The organism is Solemya velesiana gill symbiont, from assembly GCF_002020805.1.
GTDB lineage: Bacteria > Pseudomonadota > Gammaproteobacteria > Chromatiales > Chromatiaceae > Sedimenticola_A.
This window is the reverse complement of the sequence record NZ_MPRJ01000066.1, coordinates 1-13,960: the sequence shown is the minus strand read 5'-3', so window position 1 is coordinate 13,960 and position 13,960 is coordinate 1. Positions and strand designations below refer to the sequence as shown.

Annotated in this window: 9 protein-coding genes and 2 pseudogenes; 10 read left to right on the top strand and 1 reads right to left on the bottom strand. The window is 56.2% G+C overall.

Annotated elements, in window-relative coordinates:
* The 5 genes and pseudogenes from BOW53_RS13950 to BOW53_RS09810 all read left to right on the top strand — a co-directional run.
* Positions 1–113, top strand: a pseudogene (locus BOW53_RS13950) (IS30 family transposase); the annotation flags it as partial.
* 301 nt (positions 114–414) lie between these two features.
* Positions 415–1,377: a TAXI family TRAP transporter solute-binding subunit gene (locus BOW53_RS09825; protein WP_078487815.1), complete on the top strand. Its 963-nt coding sequence runs from the start codon at positions 415–417 to the stop codon at positions 1,375–1,377.
* 159 nt (positions 1,378–1,536) lie between these two features.
* Positions 1,537–3,246, top strand: a complete 1,710-nt coding sequence (locus BOW53_RS09820; RefSeq protein ID WP_078487814.1) for a TRAP transporter permease — start codon at positions 1,537–1,539, stop codon at positions 3,244–3,246.
* 13 nt (positions 3,247–3,259) lie between these two features.
* Positions 3,260–3,793, top strand: coding sequence for a universal stress protein (locus BOW53_RS09815; RefSeq protein WP_078487813.1), 534 nt, complete (start codon positions 3,260–3,262; stop codon positions 3,791–3,793).
* A gap of 195 nt (positions 3,794–3,988) precedes the next feature.
* On the top strand, positions 3,989–6,250 hold the full coding sequence (locus BOW53_RS09810) for an NADP-dependent malic enzyme (RefSeq protein WP_078487812.1): 2,262 nt from the start codon (positions 3,989–3,991) through the stop codon (positions 6,248–6,250).
* Here BOW53_RS09810 and BOW53_RS09805 read toward each other — a convergent pair.
* Positions 6,242–6,835, bottom strand: coding sequence for a hypothetical protein (locus tag BOW53_RS09805; RefSeq protein ID WP_078487811.1), 594 nt, complete (start codon positions 6,833–6,835; stop codon positions 6,242–6,244). The genes BOW53_RS09810 and BOW53_RS09805 overlap by 9 nt on opposite strands.
* A gap of 200 nt (positions 6,836–7,035) precedes the next feature.
* Here BOW53_RS09805 and BOW53_RS09800 point away from each other — a divergent pair, with 200 nt between their 5' ends.
* From BOW53_RS09800 to BOW53_RS13300, 5 genes and pseudogenes are all read left to right on the top strand, one after another.
* A complete protein-coding gene (locus BOW53_RS09800) occupies positions 7,036–9,846 on the top strand; it encodes a cation-transporting P-type ATPase (protein WP_245832095.1) in 2,811 nt (936 codons plus the stop codon).
* A 132-nt stretch (positions 9,847–9,978) separates the two neighbouring features.
* On the top strand, positions 9,979–10,119 hold the full coding sequence (locus BOW53_RS12825) for a hypothetical protein (RefSeq protein ID WP_172838853.1): 141 nt from the start codon (positions 9,979–9,981) through the stop codon (positions 10,117–10,119).
* Between the two features lie 12 nt (positions 10,120–10,131).
* A complete protein-coding gene (glmU, locus tag BOW53_RS09795; protein WP_078487809.1) occupies positions 10,132–11,496 on the top strand; it encodes a bifunctional UDP-N-acetylglucosamine diphosphorylase/glucosamine-1-phosphate N-acetyltransferase GlmU in 1,365 nt (454 codons plus the stop codon).
* A 10-nt stretch (positions 11,497–11,506) separates the two neighbouring features.
* A complete protein-coding gene (gene glmS, locus BOW53_RS09790) occupies positions 11,507–13,333 on the top strand; it encodes a glutamine--fructose-6-phosphate transaminase (isomerizing) (protein WP_078487808.1) in 1,827 nt (608 codons plus the stop codon).
* A gap of 131 nt (positions 13,334–13,464) precedes the next feature.
* Positions 13,465–13,867, top strand: a pseudogene (locus BOW53_RS13300) (PDDEXK family nuclease); the annotation flags it as partial.
* Positions 13,868–13,960: the final 93 nt, after the last annotated feature.

Genomic DNA, 13,960 nt, shown 5'->3' with positions numbered 1-13,960 from the left:
AAATCAACCGGGTGATGGATAAACTGAACAATCGCCCTCGAAAATGCCTTGGCATTAAAACACCTAATCAGGTATTTTTCGGGATCAACCCACCTGTTGTACTAGCGAGTTGAATCCGCGAAATATCATTAATGATTCAAGGCATTTTAATTTGTGCAGATTTCCCTCCAGTGGGGAGATGGCAAATGGGTGGATTTCCACCCATTTTTTAACGGGTAGATTTTTCTGTATGACCTACTTTTATTAATTACTCCAATAGTTTGGGGAGGATTTGATTCCTTTTTAAAAAACTGGCCCGGCAATTGCTCCTGTATTGGGGAGCATTTGTGAGCGCCCCGCTCCGTAATGAGACTAGAGAAAAGCGAGGCGGGATGCTTGTGCCTTTATAACTTACCAGGAGGTGGTTCAATGAAAATGAAACGAAGGTCAATTTTGGTAGCCGGTGCGGCGCTGTTGGCGACCAGCATGCTGCCGATGACAGCCATGGCCAAAGAGCGCGTGGTATTCAGTGGTGGTCCTGCAGGCGGTACCTTTCAGGTGGTCGCCAATGCGGTCCAGGTTTACAAGCCAATCAAGGCTTCCAAGGATTTCCGTGTTAGAGCCCAGTCTTCCGCCGGTTCCGTGGAGAACCTGCGCAAGGTGAACTCCGGCAAGGCACAGATGGGCGTGGTCTACTCCGGCCATGTCTACCTGGGCAGAAACGGCCAGATGAAGAACGACACCAAGAAGTATGAAGACGTCATGGCAGTCGCCTGGCTCTACGGCGCTCCTGCCCAGCTGGTGACCCGTAAGGGTTCCGGCATCAAGAGTGTCAAAGACCTGGTTGGCAAGAAAGTCGGTGTGGGCAATGCTGGTTCCGGCGCATTCGCCAACTGTGAACTCTTCTTCACCCACATGGGCGTCTGGGACAAGATCGAGCGCAACGCCATGGGTTATAACGATGCAGCCCAGGCGTTTGGCAACAAGCAGCTGGACGCCTTCTGGCTCTTCACCGCCTTCCCCAGTGGCGCGGTGATCATGGCAGCCCAGACCAACGACATCGAATTGGTTAATGTAGGCAAGGATGCGCAGGACAGTGGCTTCTTCGATAAGTACCCCTACTTCTCCCAGCTGTCCGTACCGGCAGATACCTACCGCGGTGTTGATTACGAGAGCCCCTCCTTCCAGGATTCCGCTCTCTGGGTAGCCAACTCCAAAGTATCTGAAGACACCGTCTACAAGATGCTCTCCACCATCTACACAGACGAGGGCCTGGCCCACATGAAGACCCAGAAGAAGACCTTCAAGCACATGAGCCTGAACACCGGCACCCAGGGTGTTGTCACCCCCTGGCACCCCGGTGCCATCAAGTTCTGGAAAGAGAAGGGCATGATGTAAGCCTTGGCAAAGGGAGAGGGCGGGATGATCTATCCCGTCCTTTATTTTCTTTTCTATACCGCAGTTGCAGTTTTTGTGCTTATTAAAAAGAGCTGCATGTTTGCAATCGTTGCAGCAACTGAATAACAAACAGAGGAGCATGGCGTGCAGGTAGAAAAAATGAGTAAGATCGAACAGGTACTGTTCGATGCAATGGCGCTGGGCCTGGTCCTCTTCTACTCCTATTCCGCCGTGCTTGAACCGGCTGCCACGCAATTTCATCGCGGCATCTATGTCGTGATCACTTACGTGCTGGTATTCCTGGTCTACCGCTCAAAGAGCCAGATCGGACGGGTATGGGATTTCACTCTGATACTGGTATCCATTGTCACCCTGGGGTACTGGATCTATAACTTCGAGGCGATCAACTATCGCGCCGGCGCCGAGACAGAGGTTGATAAGTGGATCGCCATGTTTGGTGTGCTGGTGGGCGTGGAAGTAGCGCGCCGGGTGGTGGGTATCGTGTTCGTTATTATCGGCGCCGTCATGATCCTGTATGGCGTCTACGGAGGATATGCGCCGGAGTTGATCTCCCATGCCGGTGATACCTTCCCGGATCTCTGTACCAGTATCTTCTACAAGAGTGATGGCGTATTCGGCATCATGGCCAATGTACTCGCCACCTATATTATTCTGTTCGTGATTTTCGGCGCCTTTCTGGAAAAGAGTGGCGCTCAACGGTTTTTTATCGATTTCCCCCTTGCCGCCGTTGGCCATAAGATCGGTGGCCCCGGCAAGGTATCCGTAATCGCCAGTGGCCTGTTCGGTTCCATTTCGGGTAGTGCCATTGCCAACACGGTATCCACCGGTGCCTTTACCATCCCGATGATGAAGAAGGCCGGCTTCAGGCCCCACGTAGCGGGTGGTATTGAGCCTGCAGCTTCCATTGGCGGCATGTTCATGCCCCCCATCATGGGTGCCGGTGGATTCATCATGGCGGAGATGACGGGACTGCCCTACTCCCAGATCATGCTGGTAGCCATCTTCCCGGCCCTGATGTACTTCTTCAGTGTCTTCATGATGGTTCATTACGAGGCCAAGAAGTACAACATCGTCGGTGAGAAAAGCGAGAAGAGCGCCAAAGAGATTCTCAAAAAGGAGTGGTTCTATGTGTTGCCCCTGGTGGTGATCACCATCCTCATGCTGATGGGTTACTCGCCGGGTTACTCCGCGATAATCGGTATCATCACCTGTATTGTCGTCAGCTGGTTCCGCAAGGATACGCGCATTGACCTCAAGGGCTTTGTTGCTGCATCCCGGGCAGGTGCCGAATCGAGCCTGAAGATCGGCGCCACGGTGGGCGTTATCGGCATCATCATCGGCGTGCTCACCTACAGCGGATTGGTGCTCACCTTTGCCGATATCGTGATCGAACTGGCGGATGGATCACTGATCCTGACCATCCTCTTTATCGCCCTGGCATCCCTGATTCTCGGCATGGGCGTGCCGGTTACAGCGGCCTACCTGATTACAGCGGTAGTGGCGGTACCTGCCCTGACGCATCTGGGCGTGAATGAGCTCGCTGCACACATGATCGTCTACTGGCTCTCCCAGGACTCCAATATCACGCCCCCTGTCTGTATTGCCGCTTTTGCCGGAGCGACCATTGCCAAGGCCAAAATGTGGGCAACGGCTTGGGTCGCCTTTAAATTTGCCAAGTTCCTCTATCTGGCGCCCTTCATCTTCGGCTATGTTCCTGCCTTTTCCCTGGACGGCAGCTCCACGGACATCGCCATAACCTTCGTGCTGGTCTTCTTTGGTACCTGGGCCTATAGCTGGTTCCTCAGCGGGATCTGGATGAACAAGTTCAAAAAGAGCGCCACGGCATAAGGAACGTTGAGAGATGCAAACCGAAAACAAGCTGCCAACAATCGAATACAAGAAAATACTCTACGTTACCGATCTTTCGGAATCGGGGCGCCACGCTTTCCCCCATGCAGCCAGTATCGCCCGGCGCTGCGGTTCGCAGCTGACGGTATTTCACGTGGTGCCGACAAGGGATCTGGAGACCCTGATGGGCTATGTCAGCGAGGATCTCTGGGAGGACCTGACCAACCGGAGCCTCGAGGAGGCGCGGCAGATCCTCCTCACCAGGAAGCGGGACAATGTGGAGGTGGGGGCTGATGTCCAGAAATTTTGCGAAGACAGCCTTAAGGGAGAAACAGATCACCCCCTCTTGAGCTACGACATCAAGGTGGAGATGGGCGAACCCCTGGAGAAGATACTCGAGGAGGCCCATAACGGCGGCTACGATCTGCTGGTTATCAGCAAGCATGGCGACCGCGCCTCGGTAAAGGATGCCGTGATCGGCGATACCGCACGGTGGGTTGTCAGGCGTTGCCATATTCCGGTTATGGTAGTGCCGCTGTCCGAGTAGAGTCGCCTGCCTGTTTTACAGGCTAAGCTGCGCCGTTAAACCGTCAAAATTGTTTGCAAAATCAACAGGATTTTGCAATGTCCTTGGCAACTATCAGTAACATCTATACCTATAAGATATTAACTTATAGAATCCATTACTCCCCCTGGGAACCCGTGCTGTCTCAGCCACAATGCGAGAGGATAGAGACCCTTCATGTCTGACGATCTGAAAAAGAGCGCCCTTGAGTACCACCGTTATCCCCAGCCCGGAAAGCTGGAGATCAAGGCCACCAAACCCCTGGACAACCAGCGCGACCTGGCCCTGGCCTACTCGCCGGGTGTGGCCTTCGCCTGCAAGGAGATCGAGGAGAATCCGGTAACCGCAGCTGACTATACTGCCCGCGGCAACCTGGTTGCGGTGATCTCCAACGGAACGGCGGTGCTCGGTCTTGGTGCCATCGGGAGTCTCGCTTCAAAGCCCGTGATGGAAGGTAAGGCAGTGCTGTTCAAGCAGTTTGCCGATATCGATGTATTCGATGTCGAGGTGGACGAACTGGATCCCGAGAAATTCATCAATACCGTGGCCCGCCTTGAGCCCTCCTTCGGCGGCATTAACCTGGAAGATATCAAGGCGCCGGAGTGCTTCATCATCGAGAAGGGCTTAAAAGAGCGGATGAACATCCCGGTCTTTCACGATGACCAGCACGGTACCGCTATCGTCGTGGCTGCCGCCATCTACAGCGGCCTGCGGGTGGTGGGAAAGGATATCGGTGAAGTGAAACTGGTCGCTTCGGGGGCAGGTGCTGCCGCCCTCGCCTGCCTGGACCTGCTGGTGGAACTGGGCCTGAAGAAAGAGAACATTACCGTCACCGACATTGCCGGCGTGGTCTACGAGGGCCGCGCCGAGGAGATGGACCCCTACAAGCGGCGTTACGCTGTCGCCACCGACAAGCGTACCCTGCAGGAGGTGATGCCCGGGGCAGATATCTTCCTCGGATTGTCTGCCGCCGGGGTGCTGAAACCCGAGTATCTGAAGGAGATGGCGGACAAGCCCCTGGTTCTGGCCCTGGCAAATCCCACCCCCGAGATCATGCCCGACCTGGCCCTGGAGGCGCGGCCCGATGCCATTATCGCCACCGGCCGCTCGGACTTCCCCAACCAGGTCAACAATGTACTCTGTTTCCCCTTCCTCTTCCGGGGTGCCCTGGACGTGGGTGCCACAGAAATCAATGAAGAGATGAAGATGGCGGCGGTGCGGGCCATTGCCGACCTGGCCATGGCGGAGGCATCGGATATCGTTCGTTCCGCCTATGGCGGTCAGGAACTGCAGTTCGGCCCAGGCTACCTGATACCCAAGCCCTTCGATCCGCGATTGATGGGCTACGTGGCCCCCGCAGTAGCCAAGGCTGCCATGGAGAGCGGTGTGGCCCAGCGGCCTGTGGATGATCTCGATGCCTATCGCGAGCAACTGAACCATACCGTGTTCCGTACAGGCATGATGATGAAGCCGGTCTTCGACCTGGCCCGACAGAAAGCGAGACGCGTTGTTTTCGCCGAAGGCGAGGAGGAGAAGGTTCTGCAGGTCCTGCCCCAGATCGTCGACCAGGGCATTGCACGTCCCATCGTCATCGGCCGTCGCGACGTGATCGAGCGTAGGGTAAAGAACCTGGGCCTGGGGGTGGAGATAGACGAGGATTTCGATCTGATCGACCCCCACGATCACGACAGCTATTTCGATTACGTGAAGGCTTATTACGAGAAGGTTTCGCGGATGGGTTATTCACCCATCGAGGCGCGTTACTTTCTACGAACCAACTCTACGGTGCTAGCTGCCCTGATGGTCAGCCAGGGGCGGGCAGACGCCATGATTTGCGGTACCCGCGGGCGGTACAACGACCACCTGCGCCACATCGAAGAGATTATCGGCAAGGCGGAGGGCGTCAACAAGCTGACAGCCATGCATGGACTGGTGATGAACCGGGGCACGCTGTTCATGACCGACACCTATGTCCAGGACGACCCCTCCGCCGAGGACCTCGAAGAGATTATCCGCCTCTGCTCCCAGGAGGTTCGCTGGTTCGGTGAAGAACCCAGGGTGGGTTTGCTCTCACACTCCAATTTCGGCACCCGTGATACACCATCTGCGGTAAAAATGCGCAAGGCCTACGAGTTGATCAGTGCGTCTCAGCCTGACCTGGAGATCGAGGGAGAGATGCATGCGGACATGGCCCTCTCCATCGATGTGCTGAAGGAACGCTTCCCGGAGACTCGACTCAAAGAGGCGGCAAACCTGCTCGTGATGCCCAGCCTGGATGCGGCCAATATCTCCTTCAACCTGGCCAAGCACCTGGCGGACGGTATTGCCATCGGGCCGATCCTGGTAGGTGCTGCGGAGTCGGTGCACATTGTCACGCCCAGTACTACGGTACGCGGCCTGCTGAACATGACCGCGATAGCGGCGGTGCGCTCAAGGTAACTTGTCGATCATGTTGCCGGCGGCCTCTTTCACGATCAGGTTGAAGGAGACCGGGTCTTCGGTGCTGGTGTCATAGGCAAAGTTCAGCTCCTCCACCGCCTCCCAGGAGATGGCGCCGTTTTGGGCGTCCCAGATCTGTAGAAAGAGGCGGACATGTGCCTGTTTGGTCTCGAACAGGCGAATGCCCATGGCGCTGAACCGCCCCTTGGAGTACTGCAGGAAATAAGAAAGCTTCAGCTGGGCGATGTAGCGTGTATCTGTGGCTTCGCCAATTCTTGCCAGCGTCTCCCTGTTGAATATTCCCGTAACACGGTAATCGATCACCATCTGTTTGTCGTCATTGGCTAGGTTGGCGCGATTGATCGAACAGAGGGTATGGGGCAGGGACTTGAAGCGGATGTCGGGACGCTTGGCCTGAAGGGTTTCGGTAAAGACGAGGGCGAAGGTTTGCTTGTCCTCTTCCTTTCCCGTGACGGTGCTGGGTGTCAGAAAGGCCACGCCATCACATGCCAGGTCCCCAGCTTCGAGTTTCAGAATATGCTGCTTGGAACTGGAGTGAACCTGGGTCGTCGAACAGCCGGTCATTCCGACGCCGAGAGTGCGAGCAATACTAACAGCTATAAGCCGGAACGCCGTATTTACACTTGTATACTCAAAATTATAGTTCTATCTCCTACAGCCTGCGCCAATGTCACTTTTTGCTCCTTCAAATGGGTATACCCTTCTCAAAATCAGGACCCTTTGCCATATTTACTAGGGGTGCATGAGGAAGGATTCGATATTCTGTGGATACCAATTTTCTGCTTTTGATCAGTCTGGTTGCGGTTCTAGCACTCCTGGCATGGGGAGCTAAACGTGCGGCAGTGCTCCGGCGCAGTGGGACTGATACAGAAGAGGAGATCCTGGAGACGGTTGACTGGCATGCGCTGACATCGAGCCAGTCCTTCGAGGAGGTGGACAGCGGCGTAGAAGGTCTGTCCAGGGAACAGGCCAGGCATCGCCTCGAGGCCTACGGTCCCAACCGCTTGCCTGAAGTTAAACCCCGCAGCCCGATCATGCGCTTTCTTGCTCAGTTTCACGATGTGTTGATCTATGTTCTACTGGTTGCTGGTGCAGTAACCGCGTTGCTCCAGCATTGGCTGGATGCGGGTGTGATCTTCGGCGTAGTGGTCATCAACGCGCTTATCGGTTTTGTACAGGAGGGAAAGGCAGAGGACGCCCTGCGGGCGATTCGACAGATGCTCTCTCCCCAGGCCATGGTACTCAGAGATGAGAGGCGCACCACGGTGCCGTCGGAGGAGCTGGTGCCGGGGGACGTGGTGGTGCTGCAGTCGGGGGACAAGGTGCCTGCAGACCTGCGCCTGTTCCATAGTAAAGGGTTGCAGATAGAAGAGGCCTCCCTGACCGGCGAGTCGGTACCGGTGGAGAAGTGCACCGGGCCTTTGGGGCGTGCCACGGTCCTGGCGGACCGCTGCTGCATGGCCTATTCGGGAACACTGGTGACCCATGGTCAGGGCTCCGGCATCGTGATTGCCACCGGCACAGAGACCGAGATCGGCCGCATCAGCTCGCTGGTAGCCGGCGTGGAGCAGTTGACCACGCCCCTGCTGCGCCAGATGGCCCAATTCGGACACTGGTTGACCATGGCAATCCTCGGCCTGGCGAGCGTCAGCTTCACTTTCGGTGTACTGGTGCGGGACTATACCGCCTCAGAAATGTTCCTCGCTTCAGTCGGCCTTGCGGTGGCGGCCATTCCTGAAGGACTGCCGGCAATCATGACCATCACCCTGGCGATCGGCGTTCAGCGCATGGCATCTCGCAATGCCATCATTCGTCGCCTGCCTGCAGTGGAGACTCTGGGTACGGTAGCTGTCATCTGTTCAGACAAGACCGGTACCCTGACCCGAAACGAGATGACCGTGAGGGCCATTGCCGTGGATGGTGTCGATATCGGGCTGACGGGCACCGGCTACGATGTGCATGGTGGGTTCGTGGTCGAGGGGCAGGACTACCCTGCTGACAGCAACCGGGTGCTGATGCAGGCATTGCAGGCCGTTTCCCTGTGCAACGACTCTTCGGTGGTTTGCACTACAGAAGGTTGTGAAACCAGTGGCGACCCCATGGAGGCGGCGCTGCTGGTGGCCGGTATAAAGGCGGGACTCGATATTGATACCGAGGTCAAGCAGAACCCCCGGACCGACCTGATCCCCTTCGAGTCCGAGCACAAGTTCATGGTCACCCTGCACCACAGCCACGAGGGCGAGAGTTTTATCTTCGTGAAAGGGGCTCCTGAGCGGGTGGTGGAGATGTGCAGTGAGTTGCGTACCGCCCATGAGGATATCCCCCTGGATCAGGAAGGCTGGCTGCAACGCATGGAGGTCATGGCGGCAAAGGGTTACCGGGTGTTGGCGGTGGCAGTGAAGCCTGCCCACGAGAGCCAGACGGAGCTCACCTTCGACGACGTGGAAGATGGCCTGATTCTGCTCGGGCTTTTCGGTCTCATCGACCCGCCGAGGCCGGAGGCGATCGAGGCGGTCCGTATCTGTCGCCAGGCGGGTATCCGGGTCAAGATGATCACGGGGGACCACAGCGTTACCGCCTCCGCCATTGCACGCCAGGTAGGCCTTGTGAATTACGATGGGGTATTGACCGGGCGTGAGCTGGATAAACTGGATGACCGGGCATTGCATCGGCAGGTGCTCGATGTGGATGTTTACGCCAGGGTCACTCCGGAACATAAACTGAGATTGGTTAGCCAGCTGCAGGACAACCATCACGTAGTGGCCATGACCGGGGATGGTGTAAACGATGCACCGGCCCTGAAACGTTCGGATGTCGGTGTCGCCATGGGGGATAACGGCACCGAGGTGGCAAAGGAGTCCTCCGAGATGGTGCTCACCGATGACAATTTTGCCACCATCGTCGCTGCCGTGGAGGAGGGGCGCACGGTATACGACAACATTCGAAAGGCGATTCTCTTCATCCTCCCTACCAACGGGGGCGAGGCGCTGGTGATTCTCGGTGCCATCCTTTATGGCTTTAGCGAGTTCCCCCTGACTCCGGTGCAGATTCTCTGGGTGAACATGATTACCGCTGTAACCCTTGCCCTTGCCCTTGCCTTTGAGCCGTCCGAAGAGGATGTGATGGGGCGCCATCCACGTGACCCGGCAGAGCCGGTACTCAAGCCCCTCTTTCTGTGGCGCATAGCTTTTGTTTCGGTGATCCTGATGAGTGGCACCTTCGGCCTCTTTGTGTGGGAAATCGACGGGGGTGCCTCCATCGAGCAGGCCCGTACCGTAGCGGTCAATACCCTGGTCATGTTCGAGATCTTCTATCTCTTCAACTCCCGTTACATCACCGCGCCGGTACTCAACTACAAGGGATTGTTCGGTAATCACTATGCCCTCATGGCCATTGGCATCCTGATCTTTTTCCAGTTGGTATTCACCTATTTCGGGCCGCTGCAAACACTGTTCGGTACGGCGAACATCAATCTGGAGACCTGGACCAGGATCGTTCTTACCGCATCCACGGTGCTGTTTCTGGTGGAGGCGGAGAAGGCGTTGCTGCGCTACCTGTACTTCCGGCGGGGCTAGTGGGTTTCCTGGAGAACAACCGGCCCGTAAGCTGTTACAATAGCGGCCCCCTCCTCTCGGGAGGGGGCTCTGTTTTATGCGCCTGATTGCCGATATGTGCCGGGATTCAGGGTGCAGTGGAGAATTTTGAGCATGTCCCAAGAAGTGATTAAACCGGGTAAAATCGTTTCCCTCACCTATTCCATTGCCAGTTTCGATGGTAACGTGTTGAAAAAGGACGATATCCCGGTCAGCTACTTCCATGAGGACGAGACCGAACAGATCAAGGATTGAGATAGGCGATTAATGAAACTTGGTGTTGTAATTCTTGCGGCAGGCCAGGGTACGCGAATGAAATCCGCCCTGCCGAAAGTGCTCCATCCCCTTGCCGGAAAGCCACTGGTTGGCCATGTGATCGATACCGCTCATCAGTTGGGTGCAGCCAAGATCACCGTGGTCTATGGGCATGGTGGCGAGCAGGTGCCTGCGGCGATCAGCGACCCCAGTGTTACCTGGGCTGAGCAGACAGAGCAGTTGGGTACCGGGCATGCGGTAGAACAGGCGCTGCCTGCCTTGGCCGGCATGGACCGGGTACTGGTGCTCTATGGCGATGTTCCCCTCACCTCCAGGGATACCCTGCAGGCGCTGATCGAGGCCGCTGCCGATACGCAGCTCGCCCTGTTGACCGTCAATCTTGTCAATCCCACGGGTTACGGGCGTATCGTACGCGACAGTGAAGGCAACCCGGATCGCATCGTCGAACAGAAAGATGCCAGCGCCGAAGAGCTGAAGATCAACGAGGTCAATACGGGCATACTGGTGGCGGATGGCCCCAGGCTCGATGCCTGGCTCCGGCAGCTGGACAATGATAATGCCCAGGGTGAATTCTACCTGACCGATATCGTGGCCATGGCCGTAGCGGATGGTATCGAGGTGCACACCACGCAACCGGCAGATGAGTACGAAGTGATGGGCGTCAACGACCGGGTACAGCTTGCTGAGCTTGAGCGTCACTACCAGCAGGCACAGGCTGAACGCCTGATGCGTGAAGGCGTAACGCTAAGAGATCCGGCACGGTTCGATCTGCGCGGTACGCTGGGTTCCGGCCGCGACGTGGAGATTGATGTCAACGTCCTGATCGAAGGTGAGGTGAGCCTGGGTGACAATGTCCGGGTGGGCGCCAACACCGTGCTGCGCAATGTAAAAGTGGCTGATGATGTCGTGATCAAAGAGAACTGTGTCATTGAAGATGCCGTGATCGGCGAAGAGAGCATCATCGGACCCTTTGCGCGTATCCGGCCGGAAACAGAACTTGCGCCAAGAGTCCACATTGGCAATTTCGTTGAGATCAAGAAATCCACCGTAGGCGAGGGGAGCAAGATCAACCACCTCAGCTATGTCGGAGACTCCGAGGTTGGCAAGATAGTGAACATCGGTGCAGGAACCATCACCTGTAATTACGACGGAGCCAACAAGTTCAAGACCGTTATCGGTGATGGCGCCTTCATCGGCTCGGACAGCCAACTGATTGCGCCGGTCGAGGTTGAAGCCGGGGCGACTATTGGTGCCGGCTCCACGATTACTCGCACCGCGCCCAAAGATCAGCTCACCCTGAGCCGCTCCAAGCAGATGACACTCAAGGGCTGGAAGCGGCCGGTCAAGAAGAAATAGATATAGCGATATGTGTGGAATTGTCGGTGCCGTAGTACAAAGAAACGTTTTGCCCATTCTGCTGGATGGTCTGCAGCGCCTGGAGTACCGGGGTTATGATTCTGCCGGGGTTGCAGTACGCCAGGAGAGTGGTGAACTCCAGCGTTTCCGCGCCCTTGGTAAAGTAGAAGTATTGCGCAGGCTGGTCGAAGAGTCCGGTATATCGGGTAACCTTGGTATTGCCCATACCCGCTGGGCGACCCACGGTGAACCCTCCGAGCGTAATGCCCATCCCCACATGAGCGGCGTGCGCGTGGCCATCGTCCACAACGGCATTATCGAGAACCACAATGCTCTGCGCGACCGCCTAGGGAAGCTCGGATACAGTTTTACCTCCGAAACCGATACCGAGGTGATTGCCCACCTGCTGGATCATAAGCTGCAGTCCGGCTGTGATCTGCTTAGCGCCGTCCAGGAGGTGAGCCAGGAACTGGCGGGTGCCTACGCCCTTGTAGCCTCGAGCCCTCATGATGCAGATCGCATCGTGGTTACCCGCGAAGGTAGCCCGCTGGTGATCGGCATCGGTGAAGGTGAGAGCTTCATCGCTTCGGATGTCGCCGCCCTGCTGTCTGAGACAAACAATTTCATCTTCCTCGAAGAGGGGGATATTGCCGAGGTGCGTCGCGATGGCGTGACCATATACGATGCCCTGGGCCAGCAGGTCCAGCGCCCGATCCGCCAGTCCATGATGTGTGCCAGCAACGTGGATAAGGGACCATACCGCCACTACATGCTCAAGGAGATCTTCGAGCAGCCGGGTGTCATCTCCGAGACCCTTGAGGGGCGCATTCACAAGGGCCGCTTGCTGGAAGAGAGCTTTGGTCACGAAACCCGCGAGTTGCTGGATAAGACCAGGCAGGTGCAGATTGTGGCCTGTGGAACCAGTTACCATGCGGGACTGGTTGCCAAGTATTGGCTGGAGGAGGTTGGCATACCCTGCAACATCGAGGTGGCCAGTGAATACCGTTACCGCAAGGTGGTGGTGTCGGCGGGTACCCTGTTCGTCACCATTTCCCAGTCGGGTGAGACAGCGGACACCCTTGCCGCCTTGCGTGGAACCAAGGCCAAGGGTTATGTAGGCAGTCTTTGTGTCTGTAATGTACCCGAGAGTTCACTGGTCAGAGAGTCCGATGTCAGTCTCATGACCCGTGCGGGCCCTGAGATCGGCGTTGCCTCGACCAAGGCTTTTACCACTCAGCTGGTGGCTTTGCGACTACTGACCCTGGCGCTGGCCAAGCGAAACGGTATGAGCCAGGAGCAGGAAGAGGAGCAGGTCAACGAGCTCCACGCGCTGCCCTGCCAGGTCGAGGTGGTGCTGACCCTGAGTGATGCCATCAAGGAGATGGCCAACGGGTTCGCCGACAAGCAGAATGCCCTGTTTCTCGGTCGTGGTACCTTCTATCCGATCGCGCTGGAAGGTGCACTCAAGCTCAAGGAAATCTCCTATATCCATGCTGAGGCCTACCCTGCGGGTGAATTGAAACACGGGCCGCTGGCGCTGGTTGATGCAGACATGCCGGTGGTATGCGCCCTTCCTGACGACCCCCTGCTGGACAAGATCCTCTCCAACCTTCAGGAGGTACGCGCCCGCGGAGGTGAGCTTTTCCTGTTCAGTGATCACAGTGTCAATATCGAGTTGGACCGCTTTCAGAACCTCACACTGTCGGATATCTATCCGGGTACGGCGCCGATCGTCTACAGTATCCCGCTACAACTGCTTGCCTACCACGTTGCGGTACTCAAGGGTACCGACGTCGATCAACCCCGCAACCTGGCCAAGTCAGTGACCGTAGAGTAGCCAGTTTTCCATGCAAATGTGGTGTTGTGGGAGAGTAATAAAGATCCATGCCAAGTATTAAAGTGCCATACCAAGTAATAAAGTTGCATACTAGAGCTGTCCGTCCTATGCTCAAATGTGAGCTTAAAAGGATGGTATTGGATGGCAAGAAAAAATACGCTAACACAGAGGCCAAAAATCAGCGATGGATAAAGGAGGGCCGCGGTCAAGGGCGAGGAGATCCTTAAGCCTTGGCTAACTGTTCGTGACCTGCCATCAGAAGGCCGCTCCCATCGTGTCTTTGGCCACACATCCCAACGAACCCACCACCTTCTCTCCGGTCTCGAGCTAGCTGTGTTCCTGCTACTTGAGTGGTGCTAGGACATTACTGAAATTCGAGAGCAATTTCCTCTTCAGCATGATATCACTACTCAACTAGCCAATGAGCATGGTATTAGCCATCCGAAGTATGCTGGTGTAGACCAGTTCATGTCCACGGACTTTTTAGTAAATTCTCGCAATGAATCATGCCCCAAATTTGCCTTACAGGCTAAGGATGGTCTGAAAAATTAGAGTTTTCATTCGCCAGGCACCCAAATTCAAATATCCGTCAAATAAGCCTGTCTTTTATCCCCGAATTGGCCTTGA